17 protein-coding genes are annotated in these 19,472 nt (G+C 72.1%); 16 read left to right on the forward strand and 1 reads right to left on the reverse strand.

The genetic code is table 11. From position 1 onward, the window contains the following. Window positions 1-10 precede the first annotated feature (10 nt). Window positions 11-421, forward strand: coding sequence for a transcription antitermination factor NusB (gene nusB / locus AB0C15_RS23525; RefSeq protein WP_357355318.1), 411 nt, complete (start codon window positions 11-13; stop codon window positions 419-421). A gap of 73 nt (window positions 422-494) precedes the next feature. On the opposite strand, the gene AB0C15_RS23530 is transcribed toward nusB, so the two are convergent. Next, entirely contained in the window at window positions 495-983 is a 489-nt protein-coding gene (locus AB0C15_RS23530) for a transcriptional regulator (RefSeq protein ID WP_007458348.1), read from the reverse strand. 288 nt (window positions 984-1,271) lie between these two features. On the opposite strand from AB0C15_RS23530, the gene pyrR reads away from it, so the two are divergent. From pyrR to AB0C15_RS23605, 15 genes are all read left to right on the forward strand, one after another. Further along, window positions 1,272-1,856, forward strand: a complete 585-nt coding sequence (pyrR, locus tag AB0C15_RS23535; protein WP_357355191.1) for a bifunctional pyr operon transcriptional regulator/uracil phosphoribosyltransferase PyrR — start codon at window positions 1,272-1,274, stop codon at window positions 1,854-1,856. Continuing rightward, the gene (locus tag AB0C15_RS23540; protein ID WP_357355193.1) at window positions 1,853-2,779 is read left to right on the forward strand and encodes an aspartate carbamoyltransferase catalytic subunit; all 927 of its coding nucleotides are present in this window, start codon (window positions 1,853-1,855) and stop codon (window positions 2,777-2,779) included. Before pyrR ends, AB0C15_RS23540 begins: the two co-directional genes overlap by 4 nt. Then, the gene (locus AB0C15_RS23545) at window positions 2,776-4,107 is read left to right on the forward strand and encodes a dihydroorotase (protein ID WP_357355195.1); all 1,332 of its coding nucleotides are present in this window, start codon (window positions 2,776-2,778) and stop codon (window positions 4,105-4,107) included. The genes AB0C15_RS23540 and AB0C15_RS23545 overlap by 4 nt, the downstream gene beginning before the upstream one ends. Then, on the forward strand, window positions 4,104-5,267 hold the full coding sequence (carA, locus tag AB0C15_RS23550) for a glutamine-hydrolyzing carbamoyl-phosphate synthase small subunit (RefSeq protein ID WP_357355197.1): 1,164 nt from the start codon (window positions 4,104-4,106) through the stop codon (window positions 5,265-5,267). The genes AB0C15_RS23545 and carA overlap by 4 nt, the downstream gene beginning before the upstream one ends. Continuing rightward, on the forward strand, window positions 5,260-8,607 hold the full coding sequence (gene carB / locus AB0C15_RS23555) for a carbamoyl-phosphate synthase large subunit (protein ID WP_357355199.1): 3,348 nt from the start codon (window positions 5,260-5,262) through the stop codon (window positions 8,605-8,607). Before carA ends, carB begins: the two co-directional genes overlap by 8 nt. Beyond that, window positions 8,604-9,662, forward strand: a complete 1,059-nt coding sequence (locus tag AB0C15_RS23560; protein ID WP_357355201.1) for a quinone-dependent dihydroorotate dehydrogenase — start codon at window positions 8,604-8,606, stop codon at window positions 9,660-9,662. Before carB ends, AB0C15_RS23560 begins: the two co-directional genes overlap by 4 nt. Window positions 9,663-10,156: 494 nt before the next feature. Next, window positions 10,157-11,431, forward strand: coding sequence for an adenosylmethionine--8-amino-7-oxononanoate transaminase (locus AB0C15_RS23565; RefSeq protein WP_357355203.1), 1,275 nt, complete (start codon window positions 10,157-10,159; stop codon window positions 11,429-11,431). Between the two features lie 72 nt (window positions 11,432-11,503). Next, entirely contained in the window at window positions 11,504-12,340 is an 837-nt protein-coding gene (gene pyrF, locus AB0C15_RS23570) for an orotidine-5'-phosphate decarboxylase (RefSeq protein ID WP_357355205.1), read from the forward strand. A gap of 178 nt (window positions 12,341-12,518) precedes the next feature. Further along, window positions 12,519-12,836, forward strand: coding sequence for an integration host factor, actinobacterial type (gene mihF, locus AB0C15_RS23575; RefSeq protein WP_030335662.1), 318 nt, complete (start codon window positions 12,519-12,521; stop codon window positions 12,834-12,836). A 25-nt stretch (window positions 12,837-12,861) separates the two neighbouring features. After that, on the forward strand, window positions 12,862-13,395 hold the full coding sequence (locus tag AB0C15_RS23580) for a guanylate kinase (RefSeq protein ID WP_357355207.1): 534 nt from the start codon (window positions 12,862-12,864) through the stop codon (window positions 13,393-13,395). 64 nt (window positions 13,396-13,459) lie between these two features. Continuing rightward, window positions 13,460-13,723 carry a DNA-directed RNA polymerase subunit omega gene (rpoZ, locus tag AB0C15_RS23585; RefSeq protein WP_030335666.1) on the forward strand — a complete coding sequence of 88 codons (264 nt, stop codon included), beginning with the start codon at window positions 13,460-13,462 and terminating at the stop codon, window positions 13,721-13,723. A gap of 14 nt (window positions 13,724-13,737) precedes the next feature. After that, window positions 13,738-14,946: a bifunctional phosphopantothenoylcysteine decarboxylase/phosphopantothenate--cysteine ligase CoaBC gene (gene coaBC, locus AB0C15_RS23590; protein ID WP_357355209.1), complete on the forward strand. Its 1,209-nt coding sequence runs from the start codon at window positions 13,738-13,740 to the stop codon at window positions 14,944-14,946. A gap of 87 nt (window positions 14,947-15,033) precedes the next feature. Beyond that, window positions 15,034-16,227 (forward strand): methionine adenosyltransferase, encoded by a 1,194-nt coding sequence (gene metK / locus AB0C15_RS23595; protein ID WP_357355211.1) that lies wholly within the window; start codon window positions 15,034-15,036, stop codon window positions 16,225-16,227. Window positions 16,228-16,286: 59 nt separating this feature from the next. Continuing rightward, window positions 16,287-18,197, forward strand: a complete 1,911-nt coding sequence (locus tag AB0C15_RS23600) for a primosomal protein N' (protein ID WP_357355213.1) — start codon at window positions 16,287-16,289, stop codon at window positions 18,195-18,197. Window positions 18,198-18,453: 256 nt separating this feature from the next. After that, window positions 18,454-19,437, forward strand: coding sequence for an AAA family ATPase (locus tag AB0C15_RS23605; RefSeq protein WP_357355215.1), 984 nt, complete (start codon window positions 18,454-18,456; stop codon window positions 19,435-19,437). Window positions 19,438-19,472 lie beyond the last annotated feature (35 nt).

Below are 19,472 nucleotides of genomic sequence, written 5' to 3' on the forward strand. Positions count from 1 at the left end.
CAAGCAGCAGATGCCGGCGCGCCGCAAGGCGCGCAAGCGGGCGCTGGATGTCCTCTACGAGGCCGACCTGCGAGACAGGCCCCCGGTGGAGGTGCTCGCCGGCTACGTGCAGCGGATCGAGCAGCCCCGACCAGAGCACCTGGGCTACGCGGTGGGCCTGGTCGAGGGTGTTGCCGAGCACCTCAACCGGATCGACGAGCTGATCGCCAGCTACGCCGAGGGGTGGACGCTGGAGCGGATGCCGGTCGTCGACCGTAATCTGGCCCGGATCGCCGTCTACGAGTTGCTCTACGTCGACGAGATCGACGACGCGGTGGCGATCAGCGAGGCGGTGGAGTTGGCCCGGCAGATGTCGACCGACGACTCGCCGCGCTTCCTCAACGGGGTGCTCGGCCGGATCGCCGAATACACCACCCGCTGAGCGTCCGCGATCGACCCGCACAGCGCGAAGGGCCCGTGCCGAATGGCACGGGCCCTTCGCGTGCTGCGACTGCTCAGGAGGCGAAGAACGCCCGGGGGTCGGCCACCAGCACACCGTGCTCGGTGAGCCGCTCGATCAGACCCGACGGTGAGGCGTCGTAGACGATCGCGAGCGCCCGCAGGTCGTCGGCGCGGATGGAGAGAACCCGGCCGTTGTAGTCGCCGCGCTGCTGCTGGATGGCGCGGGCGTAGCGGGCGACGTAGGCCAGGTCCTCGGAGGCCTCGTCGTAGAGCCGCTCCAGGTCCAGAACAATCTTGCTGGTGGGTTCGTGCCGGACGCCACTGCCGTCAGGCAGCAGCTCCGAGACGGGTACGCGGTAGAACTCGGCCAACTCGGCCAGCCGGGACACCGTCACGGCCCGGTCGCCACGCTCGTACGAGCCGACCACCACGGCCTTCCACCGCCCGTTCGACTTCTCCTCCACCCCCTGCAGGGAGAGACCCTGCTGTTGGCGGATGGAGCGCAGGCGGGCGCCCAGAGACTTGGCGTATTCAGAGGGCATTCGGACACTCCCAGTGCTGCTCGGGGTTCTCCCGTCGATCGCTACGGAGCGTGACGGTACGGGGAATGCGACACGTGGTCAAGTGGTCGTGACCCTACCGTTGAGGAGCGTCCGCGAAGTTATCCCCTATTCGGGTGCCTGACCCGGTGGTCAGCGGCCGCCGTCCCGCACGCCGGTGACCACTGGTAACGTGGCGGAAGCCCCGGCCCAGGTCTGCTGAGCGGTCCGGCCGGAGGTGCCCGACATCCTTTAACGACCCGTCCCGTGAGGCGGGGAAGGAGGTCTGCCGTGGCGTACCCACCGGCTGCCCGCTCGTCACCACCGCGACAACCCTCGGTGAAGGTGATCCTCGACAGCGCCGACGTGCAGCGCGTGGTCGACCGCATCGCCCACCAGATCCTGGAGAAGACCCAGGGTGCCGCCAACACGGTTTTTCTTGGGATTCCCACTCGGGGGACCCCGCTCGCCCGGCGGCTCGCCGACCGGATCAGCGCCTTCGAGGACGTCGCCGTTCCGGTCGGTGTGCTCGACATCACGCTCTACCGTGACGACCTCCGTCGGCACGCCACCCGCGCGGTCGGCCCGACCGAGCTGCCCCCGGGTGGCATCGACGGCAAGCGGGTCATCCTCGTCGACGACGTGCTCTTCTCCGGCCGCACCGTCCGGGCCGCGCTCGACGCGCTCAACGACGTGGGCCGCCCGGCCTCGGTGCAGCTCGCCGTCCTGGTCGACCGGGGCCACCGGGAGCTGCCGATCCGCGCCGACTACGTCGGCAAGAACATCCCGACCTCGCTGGCCGAGAGCGTGAAGGTGACGCTCGCCGAGATCGACGGGACGGACGAGGTCAAGCTCTACGGGGGAGCCAGCTCATGATCAAACATCTGCTCTCCGGTGGCGACCTCGACGCCGACACCGCCACCGAGATCCTGGACACCGCCGCCGAGATGGCCACCGTCGCCGGCCGGGAGATCAAGAAGCTTCCCGCGCTGCGCGGCCGGACCGTGGTGAACCTCTTCTACGAGGACTCCACGCGTACCCGGATCTCCTTCGAGGCGGCGGCGAAACGGCTCAGCGCCGACGTGATCAACTTTTCCGCGAAGGGGTCGAGCGTCACCAAGGGCGAGAGCCTGAAGGACACCGCGTTGACCCTGCAGGCCATGGGCGCGGACGCCGTGGTCGTCCGCCACCCCGCCTCGGGCGCGCCGCACCGCCTGGCCAACTGGGTGGACGGGTCGGTGGTGAACGCCGGCGACGGCACCCACGAGCACCCCACCCAGGCGCTGCTCGACGCGTACACCATGCGTTCCCGGCTGGGTCGGCTCGCCGGCCTGTCGGTCGCGGTGGTCGGGGACGTGCTGCACTCCCGGGTCGCCCGCTCCAACGTGCTGCTGCTCTCCACCCTCGGCGCCAAGGTCACCCTGGTCGGCCCGCCGACCCTGATCCCGGTCGACATCGCGGGCGCCCTCGCCCCGGGCACCGACGTCTCCTACGACCTCGACTGCGTCCTGCCCAACGTGGACGTGGTGATGATGCTGCGGGTGCAGCGGGAACGGATGAACGACTCCTACTTCCCCTCCGCGCGCGAGTACGCCCGCCGCTACGGGCTGGACGGGCCCCGGATGCGCCGGCTGCCCGAGCACGCGATCGTCATGCACCCCGGCCCGATGAACCGGGGGATGGAGATCACCCCCGAGGTCGCCGACTCACCCCGCTCCACAATCGTCGAACAGGTCACCAACGGGGTCTCCGTGCGGATGGCTGTCCTGTACCTGCTGCTCGGAGGGAACAACCGGTGACCGCGTACCTGATCACCAGCGTGAGCGTCGTCGGCGCCGCGCCGACCGACCTGCTGATCCGCGACGGCGTGGTCGCCGAGGTCGGGCCCGGCCTGTCCGCGCCGGACGCCACGGTCGTCGACGGCACCGGCCTGGTCGCCCTGCCCGGCCTCGTCGACCTGCACACCCACCTGCGCGAGCCCGGCCGGGAGGACGCCGAGACCGTCGAGTCCGGCTCCCGCGCGGCGGCGTTGGGCGGTTACACGGCGGTCTGCGCGATGGCAAACACCTCACCGGTGGCGGACACCGCCGGGGTGGTCGAGCAGGTGTGGCGGCTCGGCCGGGAGGCCGGCCTGGTCGACGTGCAGCCGATCGGCGCGGTCACCGTCGGGCTGGCCGGCGAGCGGCTTGCCGAGCTGGGCGCGATGGCCGACTCGGCGGCCCGGGTGCGGATCTTCTCCGACGACGGGCACTGCGTCGCCGACCCGAAGCTGATGCGCCGGGCCCTGGAGTACGTCAAGGCGTTCGACGGGATCGTCGCCCAACACGCCGAGGAGCCCCGGCTCACCGAGGGCGCCCAGATGCACGAGGGCGAGGTCTCCACCCGGCTCGGCCTGATCGGTTGGCCGGCGGTCGCCGAGGAGGCGATCATCGCCCGGGACGTGCTGCTCGCCGAGCACGTCGGCAGCCGACTACACGTCTGCCACGTCTCCACCGCCGGCAGCGTCGAGGTGCTGCGCCAGGCAAAGGCCCGCGGGGTACGCGTCACCGCCGAGGTGACCCCGCACCACCTGCTGCTCACCGACGAGGTCGTGAGCGGGAGGAGTGAGCTTGCGAGCCCCGCACTCGCGAACAACTGGAGCCCAGCCGGAGCGTACGACCCGGTCTTCAAGGTGAACCCGCCGCTGCGTACCGCCGCGGACGTCACCGCGCTGCGCGCCGCCCTCACCGACGGGGTGATCGACGTGATCGCCACCGACCACGCCCCGCACGCCGTGGAGGACAAGGAGTGCGAGTGGGCGTACGCCCGGCCGGGGATGCTCGGCCTGGAGACGGCGCTCTCCATCGCGCTCGACGTGCTCGGCCCCCAGTGGGACCTGATCGCCGAGCGGATGTCCCGCACCCCGGCACGGGTCGCCGGCCTCACCGGGCACGGTGTCGACCCCGCGCCGGGTGTGCCGGCGAACCTCACCCTGATCGACCCGGCCGCCCGCCGCACCATCGAGCCGACGGAGCTGGCCAGTCGCAGTCGCAACACCCCGTACGCCCGCATGACGCTGCCAGGTCGCATCGTGGCGACCTTCCTGCGCGGCGAGCCGACGGTCCTGGACGGAAAGGCAGTCAAGTGACCCGTAGACGTTCCGCGATCCTCGTCCTCGAGGACGGACGCACGTTCCCCGGTGAGGCGTACGGCAGCGTCGGAGAGGCCTTCGGCGAGGCGGTCTTCAACACCGGCATGACCGGTTACCAGGAGACCCTGACCGACCCCTCCTACCACCGTCAGGTGGTGGTGCAGACCGCACCGCACATCGGCAACACCGGCGTCAACGGCGAGGACGACGAGTCCGGCCGGATCTGGGTGGCCGGCTACGTCGTGCGTGACCCGGCCCGGGTCGGCTCGAACTGGCGGGCCACCGGTGGTCTCGAGGACCGCCTCGCCACCGAGGGTGTGGTGGGCATCAGCGGGGTGGACACCCGGGCGCTGACCCGGCACCTGCGGGAGCGGGGCGCCATGCGCGTGGGCATCTCCAGCGTCGACAACGATCCGCAGAGCCTGCTGGCCCGGGTCCGCCAGGCGCCGCAGATGGTCGGCGCGGACCTGTCCGCCGAGGTGAGCACCGTCGAGCCGTACGTCGTCGAGGCCGTGGGGGAGCACCGGTTCACGGTGGCCGCCCTGGACCTGGGCATCAAGCGCAACGTGCCGCGCCGGCTGGCCACCCGCGGGGTGACCACCCACGTGCTGCCGGCGTCGTCGAGCATCGACCAGATGCTCGCCACCGGCGCCGACGCGATCTTCCTGTCGCCCGGTCCGGGCGACCCGGCCACCGCCGACGCCCCGGTGGCGCTGGCCCGGGAGGCGCTGCGCCGGGAGGTGCCGCTGTTCGGCATCTGCTTCGGCAGCCAGATTCTCGGTAGGGCGCTCGGCTTCGGCACCTACAAGCTGGGCTACGGCCACCGGGGGATCAACCAGCCGGTGCTCGACCGGGCCACCGGCAAGGTCGAGGTGACCAGCCACAACCACGGCTTCGCCGTCCAGGTGCCCGGCGCCGGCGTCGGCGCCGTCGTCCCCGACCAGGTGATCGACACCGACTTCGGCGGCGTTCAGGTGTCCCATGTCTGCCTCAATGACAACGTGGTCGAGGGGCTGCGGGCGATCGACGTGCCCGCGTTCACCGTCCAGTACCACCCGGAGGCGGCGGCAGGCCCGCACGACGCCGACTACCTCTTCGACCGTTTCGCCGAGCTGATCGGTAGCCGGACCCACAGCAAGGGGCGCAGCAATGCCTAAGCGGACCGATCTCAAGCACATCCTCGTGATCGGCTCCGGGCCGATCGTCATCGGTCAGGCCTGCGAGTTCGACTACTCCGGCACCCAGGCCTGCCGGGTGCTGCGCAGCGAGGGGATCCGGGTCAGCCTGGTCAACTCCAACCCGGCGACGATCATGACCGACCCGGAGTTCGCCGACGCGACCTACGTCGAGCCGATCACCCCGGAGTTCGTGGAGCTGGTCATCGCCAAGGAGCGCCCGGACGCGATCCTGGCGACCCTCGGTGGGCAGACCGCGTTGAACACTGCCGTCGCCCTGCACGAGGGCGGCGTCCTGGAGAAGTACGGCGTGGAGTTGATCGGCGCGAACATCGACGCCATCAACCGCGGCGAGGACCGGCAACTGTTCAAGGAGATCGTGGCGAAGGCCGGCGTACGCCTCGGCGTCGACGACCCGACCGGGCTGGTACCCCGCTCCCGGGTCTGCCACTCGATGGACGAGGTCGAGGCGACGGTCGCCGAGCTGGGCCTGCCGGTGGTGATCCGGCCGTCGTTCACCATGGGTGGCCTGGGCTCCGGCATGGCGCACACCCCGGAGGACCTGGCCCGCATCGCCGGTGACGGCCTGTCCGCCAGCCCGGTGCACGAGGTCCTCATCGAGGAGAGCGTGCTCGGCTGGAAGGAGTACGAGCTCGAGCTGATGCGCGACCGGCACGACAACGTCGTGGTGGTCTGCTCGATCGAGAACATCGACCCGATGGGTGTGCACACCGGTGACAGCGTCACCGTGGCCCCGGCCATGACGCTCACCGACCGGGAGTACCAGCGCCTGCGTGACCTGGGCATCGCCGTGCTGCGTGAGGTCGGGGTGGACACCGGCGGCTGCAACATCCAGTTCGCGGTCAACCCGGTCGACGGCCGGATCGTCGTGATCGAGATGAACCCCCGGGTGTCGCGGTCCTCGGCGCTGGCCTCCAAGGCGACCGGCTTCCCGATCGCGAAGATCGCCGCGAAGCTGGCCATCGGGTACACCCTCGACGAGATCCCCAACGACATCACCCTGAAGACGCCGGCGGCGTTCGAGCCGTCCCTCGACTACGTGGTGGTGAAGATCCCCCGGTTCGCGTTCGAGAAGTTCCCCGGCGCGGACCCGGAGCTGACCACCACGATGAAGTCGGTGGGCGAGGCGATGAGCCTCGGGCGCAACTTCACCGAGGCGCTGAACAAGGCGATGCGCTCGATGGAGACCCGATCATCTGGTTTCTGGACCACTCCAGATCCGCAGGGCGCCACCCGCTCGGACACCCTCGCCGCGTTGCGGATCCCGCACGACGGCCGGTTGTACACGGTGGAGCGGGCGCTGCGCCTCGGCGCGTCCATCGCCGAGGTCGCCGAGGCGTCCGGCGGGATCGACCCGTGGTTCCTGGACCAGATCGCCGGCCTGATCGAGCTGCGCGCGGAGATCGTGGACGCGCCGGTGCTCGACGCCGACCTGCTGCGCCGCGCCAAGCGGGCCGGTCTGTCCGACCGGCAACTCGCCGCGCTGCGCCCGGAGCTGGCCGCCGAGGACGGCGTCCGCACCCTGCGGCACCGTCTCGACGTGCGTCCGGTCTACAAGACCGTGGACACCTGCGCCGCCGAGTTCGAGGCGACCACGCCGTACCACTACTCGACGTACGACCTGGAGACCGAGGTCGTGCCGTCGGACCGGCCGAAGGTGCTGATCCTGGGCTCCGGCCCGAACCGGATCGGGCAGGGCATCGAGTTCGACTACTCGTGCGTGCACGCCGTTCAAGCGTTGCGGTCGACCGGTTACGAGACCGTGATGGTCAACTGCAACCCGGAGACGGTCTCCACCGACTACGACACCGCCGACCGGCTCTACTTCGAGCCGTTGACCTTCGAGGACGTCCTGGAGGTCTGGCACGCCGAGGACTCGTCCGGCCGGGCGGCCGGCGGGCCGGGCGTGGTCGGTGTGGTCGTGCAGCTCGGCGGGCAGACCCCGTTGGGGTTGGCGCAGCGGCTCAAGAACGCCGGTGTGCCGATCGTCGGCACCTCGCCGGAGTCGATCCACCTGGCCGAGGAGCGCGGCGCGTTCGGCGCGGTGCTGGCCCGCGCCGGCTTGCGCGCGCCGGCGCACGGTATGGCCACGTCGTACGACGAGGCCAAGACGATCGCCGACGAGATCGGCTACCCGGTGCTGGTCCGGCCGTCGTACGTGCTGGGCGGGCGGGGCATGGAGATCGTCTACGACGACCCGACGCTGCGCGACTACATCGGCCGGGCCACCGACATCTCCCCGGACCACCCGGTGCTGGTGGACCGGTTCCTCGACGACGCCATCGAGATCGACGTGGACGCGCTGTGCGACGCCGACGGTGAGGTCTACATCGGCGGTGTGATGGAGCACATCGAGGAGGCGGGCATCCACTCCGGCGACTCGTCCTGCGCGCTCCCGCCGATCACCCTCGCGGGCTCGCACCTGGCCGAGGTCCGCCGGTACACCGAGGCCATCGCCCGTGGCGTCGGCGTCCGTGGGCTGCTGAACGTGCAGTACGCCCTCAAGGACGACGTGCTCTACGTCCTGGAGGCCAACCCTCGGGCGTCGCGGACCGTGCCGTTCGTCTCCAAGGCCACGGCGGTGCCGCTGGCGAAGGCGGCGGCCCGGATCGCGCTCGGGGCGACCATCGCCGGGCTGCGTGCCGAGGGCCTGCTGCCGGCGACGGGGGACGGGGGCATGATGCCCGCCGACGCGCCGGTCGCGGTCAAGGAGGCGGTGCTGCCGTTCAAGCGCTTCCGGACGCGCGCGGGCAAGGGGATCGACTCCCTGCTCGGGCCGGAGATGAAGTCGACGGGCGAGGTGATGGGCATCGACACCAACTTCGGGCACGCCTTCGCGAAGAGCCAGTCGGCCGCGTACGGATCGCTGCCGACCACCGGGAAGATCTTCGTCTCGGTCGCCAACCGGGACAAGCGCGGCATGATCTTCCCGATCAAGCGGCTGGCCGACCTGGGCTTCGAGATCGTCGCCACCGCCGGCACGGCCGAGGTGCTGCGTCGGCACGGCATCGCCTGCGAGCAGGTCCGCAAGCACTACCAGGCCGGTGCGGGCGACGACGCGGTGTCGCTGATCGGCGGCGGCCACGTGGCGCTGGTGATCAACACGCCGCAGGGTTCGGGGGCCAGCGCCCGCTCCGACGGGTACGAGATCCGCAGCGCGGCCGTCACGGCGGACATCCCCTGCATCACCACGGTTCCCGGCGCGGCGGCGGCGGTGATGGGCATCGAGGCGCGGATTCGCGGCGACATGCAGGTGCGCCCGCTGCAGGACCTGCACGCCATCCTGCGGGCGGCCCAGTGACGCTGTTCGAGCAGACGGTGCGGCCGTGGTTGTTCCGGCTCGGTGGCGGGGACGCCGAGGCGGCGCACGAGTGGACGCTGCGGCGGTTGGCTGCCGTGTCGCGGCGGCCGGCCGTGCTCGCCGCGCTGCGCGCCCGGTACGCGGCCGACGCGCCCCGCACGGTGTTCGGGGTGCGGTTCCCCAACCCGGTCGGGTTGGCTGCCGGCATGGACAAGGACGGCGCGGCGTTGCCGGCCTGGCCGGCGCTCGGCTTCGGCTTCGTGGAGGTCGGCACGGTCACCGCGCACGCCCAGCCCGGCAACCCCCGGCCACGGCTGTTCCGGCTGCCGGCCAGCGAGGCGGTGGTCAACCGGATGGGCTTCAACAACGCCGGGGCCGCCGCGCTGGCCGCCCGGTTGGCGGCGCTGCCGCGCCCGCTCGGGGTGCCGTTGGGTATCTCGCTGGGCAAGTCCAAGGTGACCCCGTTGGACGAGGCGGTCGAGGACTACCGCGCCTCGTACCGGGCGTTGCGCGGGCACGGCGACTACTTCGCGGTGAACGTGTCCTCGCCGAACACCCCGGGTCTGCGGTCCTTGCAGGACCGCGCCCACCTGGACGCGCTGCTCGGCGCACTGGTGGGGGAGAAACCGGTACTGGTCAAGATCGCACCAGACCTGACCGAGGCGGCGATAGCCGAGCTGCTGGAGGTCTGCCTGGCCCGGGGCGCCGCCGGGGTGATCGCCACCAACACCACCCTGTCGCGGGAAGGGCTCGCCGGCGTCGACGTCGAGCGGGGCGCGCAGGCCGGTGGCCTCTCCGGTCGGCCGCTCACCGGGCGCGCCCGGGACGTGGTCGCGTTCGTGCACCGGGAGACCGGCGGCCGGCTGCCCATCATCGGCGTGGGCGGGGTGCTGGAGCCGGACGACGCGGCACGGATGTTCGATGCCGGCGCCGCCCTGGTACAGCTCTACACCGGATTCATCTACCGGGGTCCGGCCCTGGTGCGGGCCGCCGTCCGCGCGACCGCCGGATCCGCGCCCCCGTCGGCGGCACCGGACCCTGTCGCAGGCCGGTGACCGTTGCCAGCCTGGTGCTGGCCCGGCGCAACCAGGTGCCGGGCCTGCTCGGCGCCAGGGGCTCTGCTCGGCGCTCCGCCGCAGGGGCCTGCTCCGGGCCGGGGGCCTGCTCCGGGCCAGGGGCCCCTCGCCCGTTGTTGTCCCTTTGCTCTGCACCCGTGGATGCACCACCGGGAGCGCGGCACCCCACCAGCGGGTGTCGCCTCCGCGGGTGCAGAGCAAAGGCAGGCTGCGTGCAAGTGCGGCGTACCGGACGACGCGGCGTACCGGACGACGCGGCGTACCGGACGACGCGGCGGGCCAGACAGCCGTGGCGGACCAGACGAAGGCGGTAGGCCAACGGACCGCAACAGGCCGGACCGCAACAGGCCGGACCGCAACAGGCCGGACCGCAACAGGCCGGACCGCGGGGGCCCGGACGGCGGCGGCGGGGTGGTTCGGACCGGCCGCAGGACGTCCGCCGTCCGGACCGTTCGAGGCACAGAGGAGTACGCGTGACACCTGAGGAGATCCTGGCCGCCGACCGGGCCCACGTCTGGCACCCGTATGCCGCGCTGCCGCCGGCGACCTCGCCGTACCTCGTGCGTAGCGCCGAGGGGGTACGGCTGACCCTGGCCGACGGCCGGGAGCTGGTGGACGGGATGTCGTCCTGGTGGGCGGCGATCCACGGGTACCGGCACCCGGTGCTGGACGCGGCGGTGACCGACCAGCTCGGCCGGATGAGCCACGTGATGTTCGGCGGGCTCACCCACGAGCCGGCCGTGCGGCTCGCCCGGACGCTGGTCGAGCTGACCCCGGACGGGCTGGAGCACGTGTTCCTGGCCGACTCCGGCTCGGTGAGCGTCGAGGTGGCGGTGAAGATGTGCCTGCAGTACCAGCGGGCCGTCGGACGCCCGCAGCGTCGGCGGTTGGCGACCTGGCGGGGTGGCTACCACGGGGACACGTTCCACCCGATGAGCGTCTGCGACCCGGAGGGCGGGATGCACCACCTGTGGGGCGACGTGCTGCCCCGGCAGGTGTTCGCCCCGGTGCCGCCGGGCGGCTTCACCGACCCGCCCGACGACGCGTACGTGGCGGCGCTCGTGGAGACGGTCGAACGGCACGCCGACGAGTTGGCCGCCGTGATCGTCGAGCCTGTCGTCCAGGGGGCCGGCGGGATGCGCTTCCACCACCCGGGCTACCTGCGGGTGCTGCGCGAGGTGACCCGTGCGCACGGGATCCTGCTGATCTTCGACGAGATCGCCACCGGGTTCGGCCGCACCGGCGAGATGTTCGCCGCCGAGCACGCCCAGGTGACGCCGGACGTGCTCTGCGTGGGCAAGGCGCTGACCGGTGGGTACCTGACGCTCGCGGCGACCCTGTGCACCGCGGAGGTCGCCCGGGGCATCTCGGCGACCGGCGTGTTGGCGCACGGGCCCACGTTCATGGGTAATCCCCTGGCCTGCGCGGTGGCGAACGCCTCCATCGGTCTGCTCCGGGCCGGTGACTGGGCCGCTCAGGTCGCCAGGGTCGGCGTCGGCCTGCGCGCCGGCCTCGAGCCCCTGCGTGGCACGCCCGGCGTGGCCGACGTCCGGGTGCTCGGCGCGATCGGAGTGGTCCAGCTCGACCACGAGGTCGACCTCGGCGCGGCGACCGCGGCCGCCGTCGACCAGGGGGTGTGGCTGCGCCCGTTCCGCGACCTGATCTACACGATGCCGCCGTACGTCACCGACGACGCCGACCTGGCCCGGATCGCGGCCGGGGTGGCGGCGGCGGTGGCGGCCGGCTGAGTCGGCCCGGTCACCGGGTCGACGGGTTACCGGGCGGGGCAGCCGCCCGGACGAGAAGAGGGGAACACTCCGATGGAGAGCTTCGGTACCCGGCTGCACCGGGCCATCACCGAACGGGGCCCGCTCTGTGTGGGCATCGACCCGCATCCCGGTCTGCTGGCCCAGTGGGGCCTCCCGGACGACGTTCAGGGGCTCGAGCGGTTCAGCCGAACCGTGGTGGAAGCCCTCGGTGACCGGGTTGCGGTAGTCAAGCCTCAGTCGGCCTTTTTCGAGCGTTTCGGATCCCGAGGCGTGGCGATTCTTGAGTCAACTATCCGACAGTTACGGGATGCTGGCTCGCTCGTTCTGCTCGACGTCAAGCGCGGCGACATCGGTTCGACGGTGAGCGCGTACGCCGCCGCGTACCTTGATCCATCCAGCCCCGTGTATGTCGACGCGATCACCGCGAGCCCCTACCTCGGGGTCGGTTCGCTGGCGCCGATGTTCGAGCTGGCCGCCGAGCACGGCGGCGGGGTTTTCGTGCTGGCCCTCACCTCCAACCCCGAGGGCGCAGCCGTGCAGCGGGCCGTCACGGCCGACGGCCGCACCGTGGCGCAGACCGTGATCGACGAGATTTCCCAGCTCAACAGGGGTGCGTCCCCACTCGGCAGTTTCGGTCTGGTGGTCGGCGCGACCATCGGTGACACCGGTCACGACCTCTCCGGTGTGGGTGGGGCGCTGCTCGCTCCGGGGCTCGGCGCGCAGGGTGCCGGGGCAGCCGATCTGCGGACGGTCTTCGGTTCGAGCCTCGCCTCGGTGCTCCCCTCGTACTCCCGGGAAGTGCTCTCGGCCGGCCCCGATGTGGCCGCGCTGCGGGCCGCCGCAGACCGCGTGCTCGTCGACTGCCGGGCCGTTCTGCCTGCCCGGTGACTGACTGACGGGTCGGTCACTCTACGGTGATCATGCGGCCCCCACGTTGCCGAAAGCTTCGTTGGCCGCTAGTTTTCCCCGCGCTGGGAACCATGGACACCTTGGTTCACAGCGACACCACGTTTCACAGATGCGGCGGTGCGCCCCGCCCGCCGCGATAGGGACCTGAGGAGAACTGGTGCCGCTCCCGTCACTGACCCCCGAACAACGCGCTGCCGCGCTCGAGAAGGCCGCGGAGATCCGCAAGGCCCGTGCTCAGCTGAAGGAGCAGCTCAAGCAGGGCAAGACCACCCTCGGTGCTGTCCTCGAGCGGGCCGAGAGCGACGATGTCGTCGGCAAGCTCAAGGTGTCGGCCGTCCTGCAGGCCATGCCGGGTATCGGCAAGATCCGGGCTACCCAGATCATGGAGAAGCTCAAGATCGCCGACAGCCGTCGCCTGCGTGGCCTCGGCGAGCAGCAGCGCAAGGCACTGCTTGGAGAGTTCGCCGCCAACTGAACCTGGCAGCGTGTAGAAACAAGCAGTGAGCACGGATGACGAGGCGCGCCCGGCGGCTCGGCTCACTGTCCTGGCTGGACCTTCGGGTTCCGGCAGGGAGAGTGTCGTCGAGCTTGTCCGGGCGCGTTCTCCGTCCGTGTGGGTCCCGGTCGCGGCAACCACCAGGCCGCGCCGGGAGTCGGAGATCGACGGGGTGGACCGCGTCTTCCTCGCCCCCGCCGAGTTCGATCGCCGGATCGTCGACGGCGAGCTGCTGGAGTGGTCCCGGATCGGTTCGCACCGCCGGGGCACCCCGTACCCGCCGCTGCGCGCCCGGCTCGACGCCGGGCAGCCGGTCCTGCTCCCGCTCGACCTGCGCGGCGCCGCACTGGTCCGGGTGCGCCGGCCCGATGTCCGGCTGGTGCTGCTGAGCCCACCCGGGTACGCGCCCGACGCCGCGGTGGCTGCCATCGCCGAACACGCGCTGACCCACGACCACACCGAACGGGTGGTCGACGAGCTGGTAGGCTTACTCGGTTCTTCTTATCCGGATCCGGCCTGGTCACGTGTGCGTGGCTGACGGTCGGGCACCGTTGAGACTCAGCACCGCGTTCGCGCGGCTCGAAAGACGCAGAGGTTAATTCGTGGGATCCATCGCCAACCCCGAAGGCATCACCAACCCGCCGATCGACGAGCTCCTCGAGAAGACGACGTCGAAGTACGCGCTTGTCATCTTCGCGGCCAAGCGCGCACGCCAGGTCAACGCCTACTACAGCCAGCTCGGTGAGGGCCTGCTGGAGTACGTCGGCCCGCTCGTCGAGACCACCCCGCAGGAGAAGCCCCTCTCGATCGCCATGCGCGAGATCAACTCGGGCCTGCTCACCGCCGAGCCGACCGACCAGCCGTAAGCCCCCGCTGGCCGATGTCCGCCTCGATCGTCCTCGGGGTCGGTGGCGGCATCGCCGCCTACAAGGCGTGCGAGCTGCTGCGACTCTTCACCGAATCGGGTCACCGGGTTCGGGTCGTGCCAACCGCGTCGGCGCTCCGCTTCGTTGGAGCGCCGACCTGGGCCGCGCTCTCCGGTCAACCCGTCGCCGACGACGTCTGGACCGACGTCCACGAGGTGCCGCACGTCCGGCTCGGTAAGCAGGCCGACCTCGTGGTGGTCGCACCGACCACCACCGACCTGCTGGCCAAGGCCGCGCACGGCCTCGCCGACGACCTGCTGACCAACACCCTGCTGACCGCCCGCTGCCCGGTCCTGCTGGCCCCGGCCATGCACACCGAGATGTGGGAGCACCCTGCCACCGTGGCGAACGTCGCCACGCTGCGCTCCCGCGGGGTGCGGGTCATCGAGCCCGCCGTCGGCCGGCTCACCGGCGCCGACACCGGCAAGGGGCGGCTGCCCGACCCGGCGGAGATCTTCGCCGTCGCCGCTCGGCTGCTGACCCGCGGCGCCGCCGCCCCCGCCGACCTGACCGGCCGCCGGGTGGTGGTCACCGCCGGTGGCACCCGCGAACCCCTCGACCCGGTCCGCTTCCTGGGCAACCGCTCGTCGGGCAAGCAGGGGTACGCGTTCGCCCGCGCGGCGGTCGCCCGCGGCGCCCGGGTCACCCTGATCGCGGCGAACGTCGGCCTCGCCGACCCGGCCGGCGTCGACCTCGTCCGGGTGGGCACCACCGCCGAGCTGCGGGAGGCGACAGTCAAGGCCGCCGTCGAGGCGGACGCGGTGGTGATGGCGGCGGCTCCGGCCGATTTCCGGCCCGCCACGTACGCGCCTGGCAAAATCAAGAAGTCGGACGACGGCGTCGCGCCCACCATCGAGCTCGTGACCAACCCGGACATCGCGGCGGAGCTCGGCCAGCGCAAACGACCAGATCAGGTGCTGGTGGTGTTCGCCGCCGAAACTGGCGATGCCGAGGCCAACGGCCGGGCGAAACTCGCCCGGAAGCGGGCCGACCTGATCGTGGTCAACGAAGTCGGTCCGGATCTGGTCTTCGGTGCCGACACCAACACGGTGACGGTGATCGGCGCGGACGGTTCGGTCAGCCGGCTGCCCGAGCAGGCGAAGGACGCGGTGGCCGACGCCGTCTGGGATCTCGTCGTGGCACGGCTGCCAGGTCACTCCTGACGGGTGGAACAGGGCGTGACCGATCCCGACACCGACCGCAGTGGTGATTAGACTGCCGCGGAACGACCTCACACGCTTAGGAGTGCCGTGACACGCCGTCTCTTCACGTCCGAATCGGTCACGGAAGGCCACCCGGACAAGATCGCTGACCAGATCAGCGATGGCATCCTCGACGCGCTGCTGACCGAGGACCCCCACAGCCGCGTGGCGGTGGAGACCATGATCACCACCGGTCAGGTGCACATCGCCGGTGAGGTGACCACCAAGGCGTACGCCGACATCCCGACGATCGTCCGCCGGACCATCCTCGACATCGGCTACGACTCGTCGAAGAAGGGCTTCGACGGCGCCTCCTGCGGGGTCAGCGTCTCCATCGGCGCCCAGTCCGAGGACATCGCGCAGGGTGTGGACAACGCCTTCGAGCTGCGGACCGGGGCGTCGGAGAGCGCGCTCGACGCGCAGGGCGCCGGCGACCAGGGCATGATGTTCGGCTTCGCCTGCTCGGAGACGCCCGAGCTGATGCCGCTGCCGATCGCGTTGGCGCACCGGTTGGCCCGCCGCCTCTCCGCGGTGCGTAAGGACGGCACTATCCCGTACCTGCGGCCGGATGGCAAGACCCAGGTCACCATCGAGTACGAGGGGTTGCGCCCGGTCCGGTTGAACACCGTGGTGGTGTCCAGCCAGCACGCCGCCGACATCTCACTGGATTCGCTGCTCACCCCGGACGTGCGCGACCACGTGATCGCCCCGGAGTTGGAGAGCCTCGGCCTGGACACCGACGGCTACCGGCTGCTGGTCAACCCGACCGGCCGGTTCGAGATCGGCGGCCCGATGGGTGACGCCGGGCTGACCGGCCGCAAGATCATCGTCGACACCTACGGTGGGTACGCCCGCCACGGTGGCGGCGCGTTCTCCGGCAAGGACCCGTCCAAGGTGGACCGCTCGGCCGCGTACGCCATGCGCTGGGTGGCCAAGAACGTGGTCGCCGCCGGCCTCGCCGAGCGGTGCGAGGCGCAGGTCGCCTACGCCATCGGCAAGGCCCACCCGGTGAGCCTGTTCATCGAGACGTTCGGCACCGAGACGGTGCCGGTCGCCTCGATCGAGAAGGCCGTCGCCGAGGTGTTCGACCTGCGCCCGGCCGCGATCATCCGGGACCTCAACCTGCTCCGCCCGATCTACCAGCAGACCGCCGCGTACGGCCACTTCGGCCGGGAGCTGCCGGACCTGACCTGGGAGAGCACCGACCGGGCCGCCGACCTCAAGTCGGCCGCGGGAGCCTGACCGCCACCAAGCGCAGCGACCGGCGACCCGCGGATGGGTCGCCGGTCGCACGCGTCTGCGTGGATGTTCCGCTGGCGCACCTGGACCGGCCGTTCGACTATCTGGTCCCGGCCGAACTGGACGAGGTGGCGGTGCCCGGCACCCGGGTGAAGGTGCGCTTCGCCGGGCAACTCGTGGACGGGTGGCTGCTCTCGCGCGCCGACGACTCCGGGCACACCGGCCGCCTCGCGTACCTGGAGAAGGTGGTGTCGCCGGAGCCGGTGCTGGCCCCCGAGGTCGCCCGGCTGGCCCGGGCTGTCGCCGACCGGTACGCGGGCAGCCTCGCCGACGTGCTCCGGCTCGCGGTGCCACCACGGCACGCGCGGGTGGAGAAGGAGCCCCACGACGACCAGCCCGTCCCGGCGGCCCCCACCGAGGCGGTCGACCCGCGCGGTTGGCGCGACTACCCGACCGGCCCGGCCCTGCTGCGGGCGCTCACCGACGGCCGGGCACCCCGTGCGGTCTGGTCGGCGCTGCCCGGTGAGGACTGGGCGGCCCGCTACGCCGACGCGGTGGCGGCCACCGTCGCCGGTGGGCGCGGCGCGGTGGTCGTGGTGCCCGACGCGCGTGACCTGGACCGCCTCGACGCCGCGCTCACCGTCGTGCTCGGCCCGGGGCGGCACGTCAGCCTCTCCGCGGCGCTCGGCCCGGCCCGGCGGTACCGGGCGTTCCTCGCCGCTCGCCGTGACCAGGTGCCGGTGGTGATCGGCACCCGGGCGGCGATGTTCGCCCCGGTGGCCCGGCTCGGCCTGGTCGCCATCTGGGACGACGGTGACGATCTGCACTCCGAGCCCCGGGCGCCGTACCCGCACGCCCGTGACGTGCTGCTCACCCGCGCCCACCTCGCCGAGGCCGGCGCGCTCGTCGGCGGGTATGCCCGTACGGCCGAGGCGCAACTGTTGGTGGAGACCGGCTGGGCTCCGGAGGTGGTCGCCGACCGGGCCACCGTGCGGGCCCGGATCCCGGCCATCGCGCCGACCGGAGACGACCCGCAGTTGGCCCGTGACCCCGGGGCCGCCACCGCCCGGCTGCCCAGCCTGGCCTGGACCGCCGCCCGGGACGCCATCCGCCAGGACCTGCCGGTGCTGGTGCAGGTGCCCCGACGCGGCTACCTGCCGTCGATCTCCTGCGCCGAGTGCCGCACCCCGGCCCGCTGCGCGCACTGCGCCGGCCCGCTCGCGCTGCCCTCGGCCGGCGGCACTCCGGCCTGCCGGTGGTGCGCCCGGGTGGCGGCCGCGTACGCCTGCCCGGAGTGCGGTGGGCGGCGGCTGCGGGCCGCGGTGACCGGCGCCCGGCGGACCGCCGAGGAGCTGGGCCGGGCGTTCCCCGGTGTCCCGGTGCGCACCTCGGGGCGCGAGGAGGTGCTGACCGACGTACCGGGCGGGGCTGCCCTGGTGGTGGCCACCCCGGGTGCCGAGCCGGTCGCCGAGGGCGGCTACGGCGCGGTGCTGCTGCTCGACTCGTGGGCCCTGCTGACCCGGGCCGACCTGCGCGCCGGTGAGGAGGCGCTGCGCCGCTGGCTGGCGGCGGCGGCCCTGGCCCGGCCGGCGCCGGCCGGTCGGGTGGTGGTGGTCGCCGACGGTGCGCTCGCCCCCGTGCAGGCGCTGCTGCGCTGGGACGCCGGCTGGTTCGCCGGCCGGGAGTTGGCCGAGCGCCGTGAGTTGGGCTTCCCGCCGGCCGTCCGGATGGCGAGCGTCACCGGCCCGGCGGAGGCCGTGGCGGACCTGCTGGCCGCGGCCCGGCTGCCGGCCGACGCCGAGGTGCTCGGGCCGGTGCCGGCCGACGAGGGGCGGGAGCGGATGTTGGTCCGGGTGCCGCGGGCGCGGGCCGCCGCGCTCGCCGAGGCGCTGCACTCGGCGGCGGGCGCCCGGGCGGCCCGTAAGGCCGCCGATCCGGTTCGTCTCCAGGTCGATCCGCTGAGCCTGTTCTGAGGAGTTTCGGCCGGTGCCGCCCCTGGCGGGCCTCGCCCGCCGTGGTGGTCCTCGCACACCGCGTCCGGCGAAGCGGTGGCGTCCGAGTGGTAGCATCGCCCGTCATGCTGAGGCGTACGAGGGGCTCCGGGTCGCGAGGGAGCGTCAGACGCGCCGAGCTGGAGCCGCCGTCTGCTGGCGTGGCGACGGCGGGAGCGCGTCGGTCGGGCGCGAGGTCGATGATGTCAATGAGCCGGTGATCAGGGGTGGACCAGTCGTGACCGTTGGACAATCGATCGTCTTCAACGGCGACCTCGGCAGCGGCAAGAGCACCGTGTCGGTCGAGATCGCCAAGCGGCTCGGCATGCGCCGGGTCAGCGTGGGGGACCTCTACCGGGAGATGGCGCAGCAGCGGCAGATGACCGCGTTGCAGCTCAACCTGCACGCCGAGCTCGACCAGGCGGTCGACGGCTACGTCGACCAGCTCCAGCGGGACATCGCCGCTTCCGGCGAGCGCCTCATCATGGACTCCCGGTTGGCGTGGCACTTCTTCACCGACGCGCTCAAGGTGCACATGATCACCGAGCCGGGTGAGGCGGCGCGCCGGGTGCTCGCCCGACCGTCCGGGCCGGCGGAGAGCTACGCCTCGCTCGACGAGGCCAAGGCCAAGCTCCGGGAGCGCAGCGCGAGCGAGCGCAGCCGGTTCATCATCCGGTACGGCGTGGACAAGGCCCGTCTGCGCAACTATGACCTGATCTGCGACACCACCCGGGCGTCCGCCGCCGAGGTGATCGAGCACATCGTGGCCGCGTACGAGGGCACGCTCGGCGCCGAGGTGCTGCGCGACGGGCCGCCGCTGCTGCTGCTGGACCCGGCCCGGGTCTACCCGACCGAGGACATCGCCACCCTGCGGGGTCTGTGGGACACCGACTTCGTCGGTGGGGTGGCCGAGGCCGGCGACGAGGCCCTCGAACCGCTGAAGATCGGGTTCACCGGCGAGTACTTCTTCGTCGTCGACGGCCACCGCCGCCTCAGCGCCGCCCTGCAGAACGGGTTCTCCCTGGTCCCCGCCCAACTGGTCGCCGAGGTCGACGAGCCGGTGGTGGGCGGGATGACCGCGATCGACTACTTCGCCGCCCAGGTGCGCCCCGGCCTGATCTACGACTGGGGGGCGGCTCACAAGATCCAACTGCCGTTGCCCGAGCCGGCGCTGCTCCGTGGCGACGCGGTGCTCGCGGGGGACCCGGGCGCCAGCGTCTGAACCGGCGTGTGACCGGACCGACGCGCGGGGTACGC

Source organism: Micromonospora sp. NPDC048835 (assembly GCF_040649995.1).
Classification (GTDB): Bacteria; Actinomycetota; Actinomycetes; order Mycobacteriales; family Micromonosporaceae; genus Micromonospora.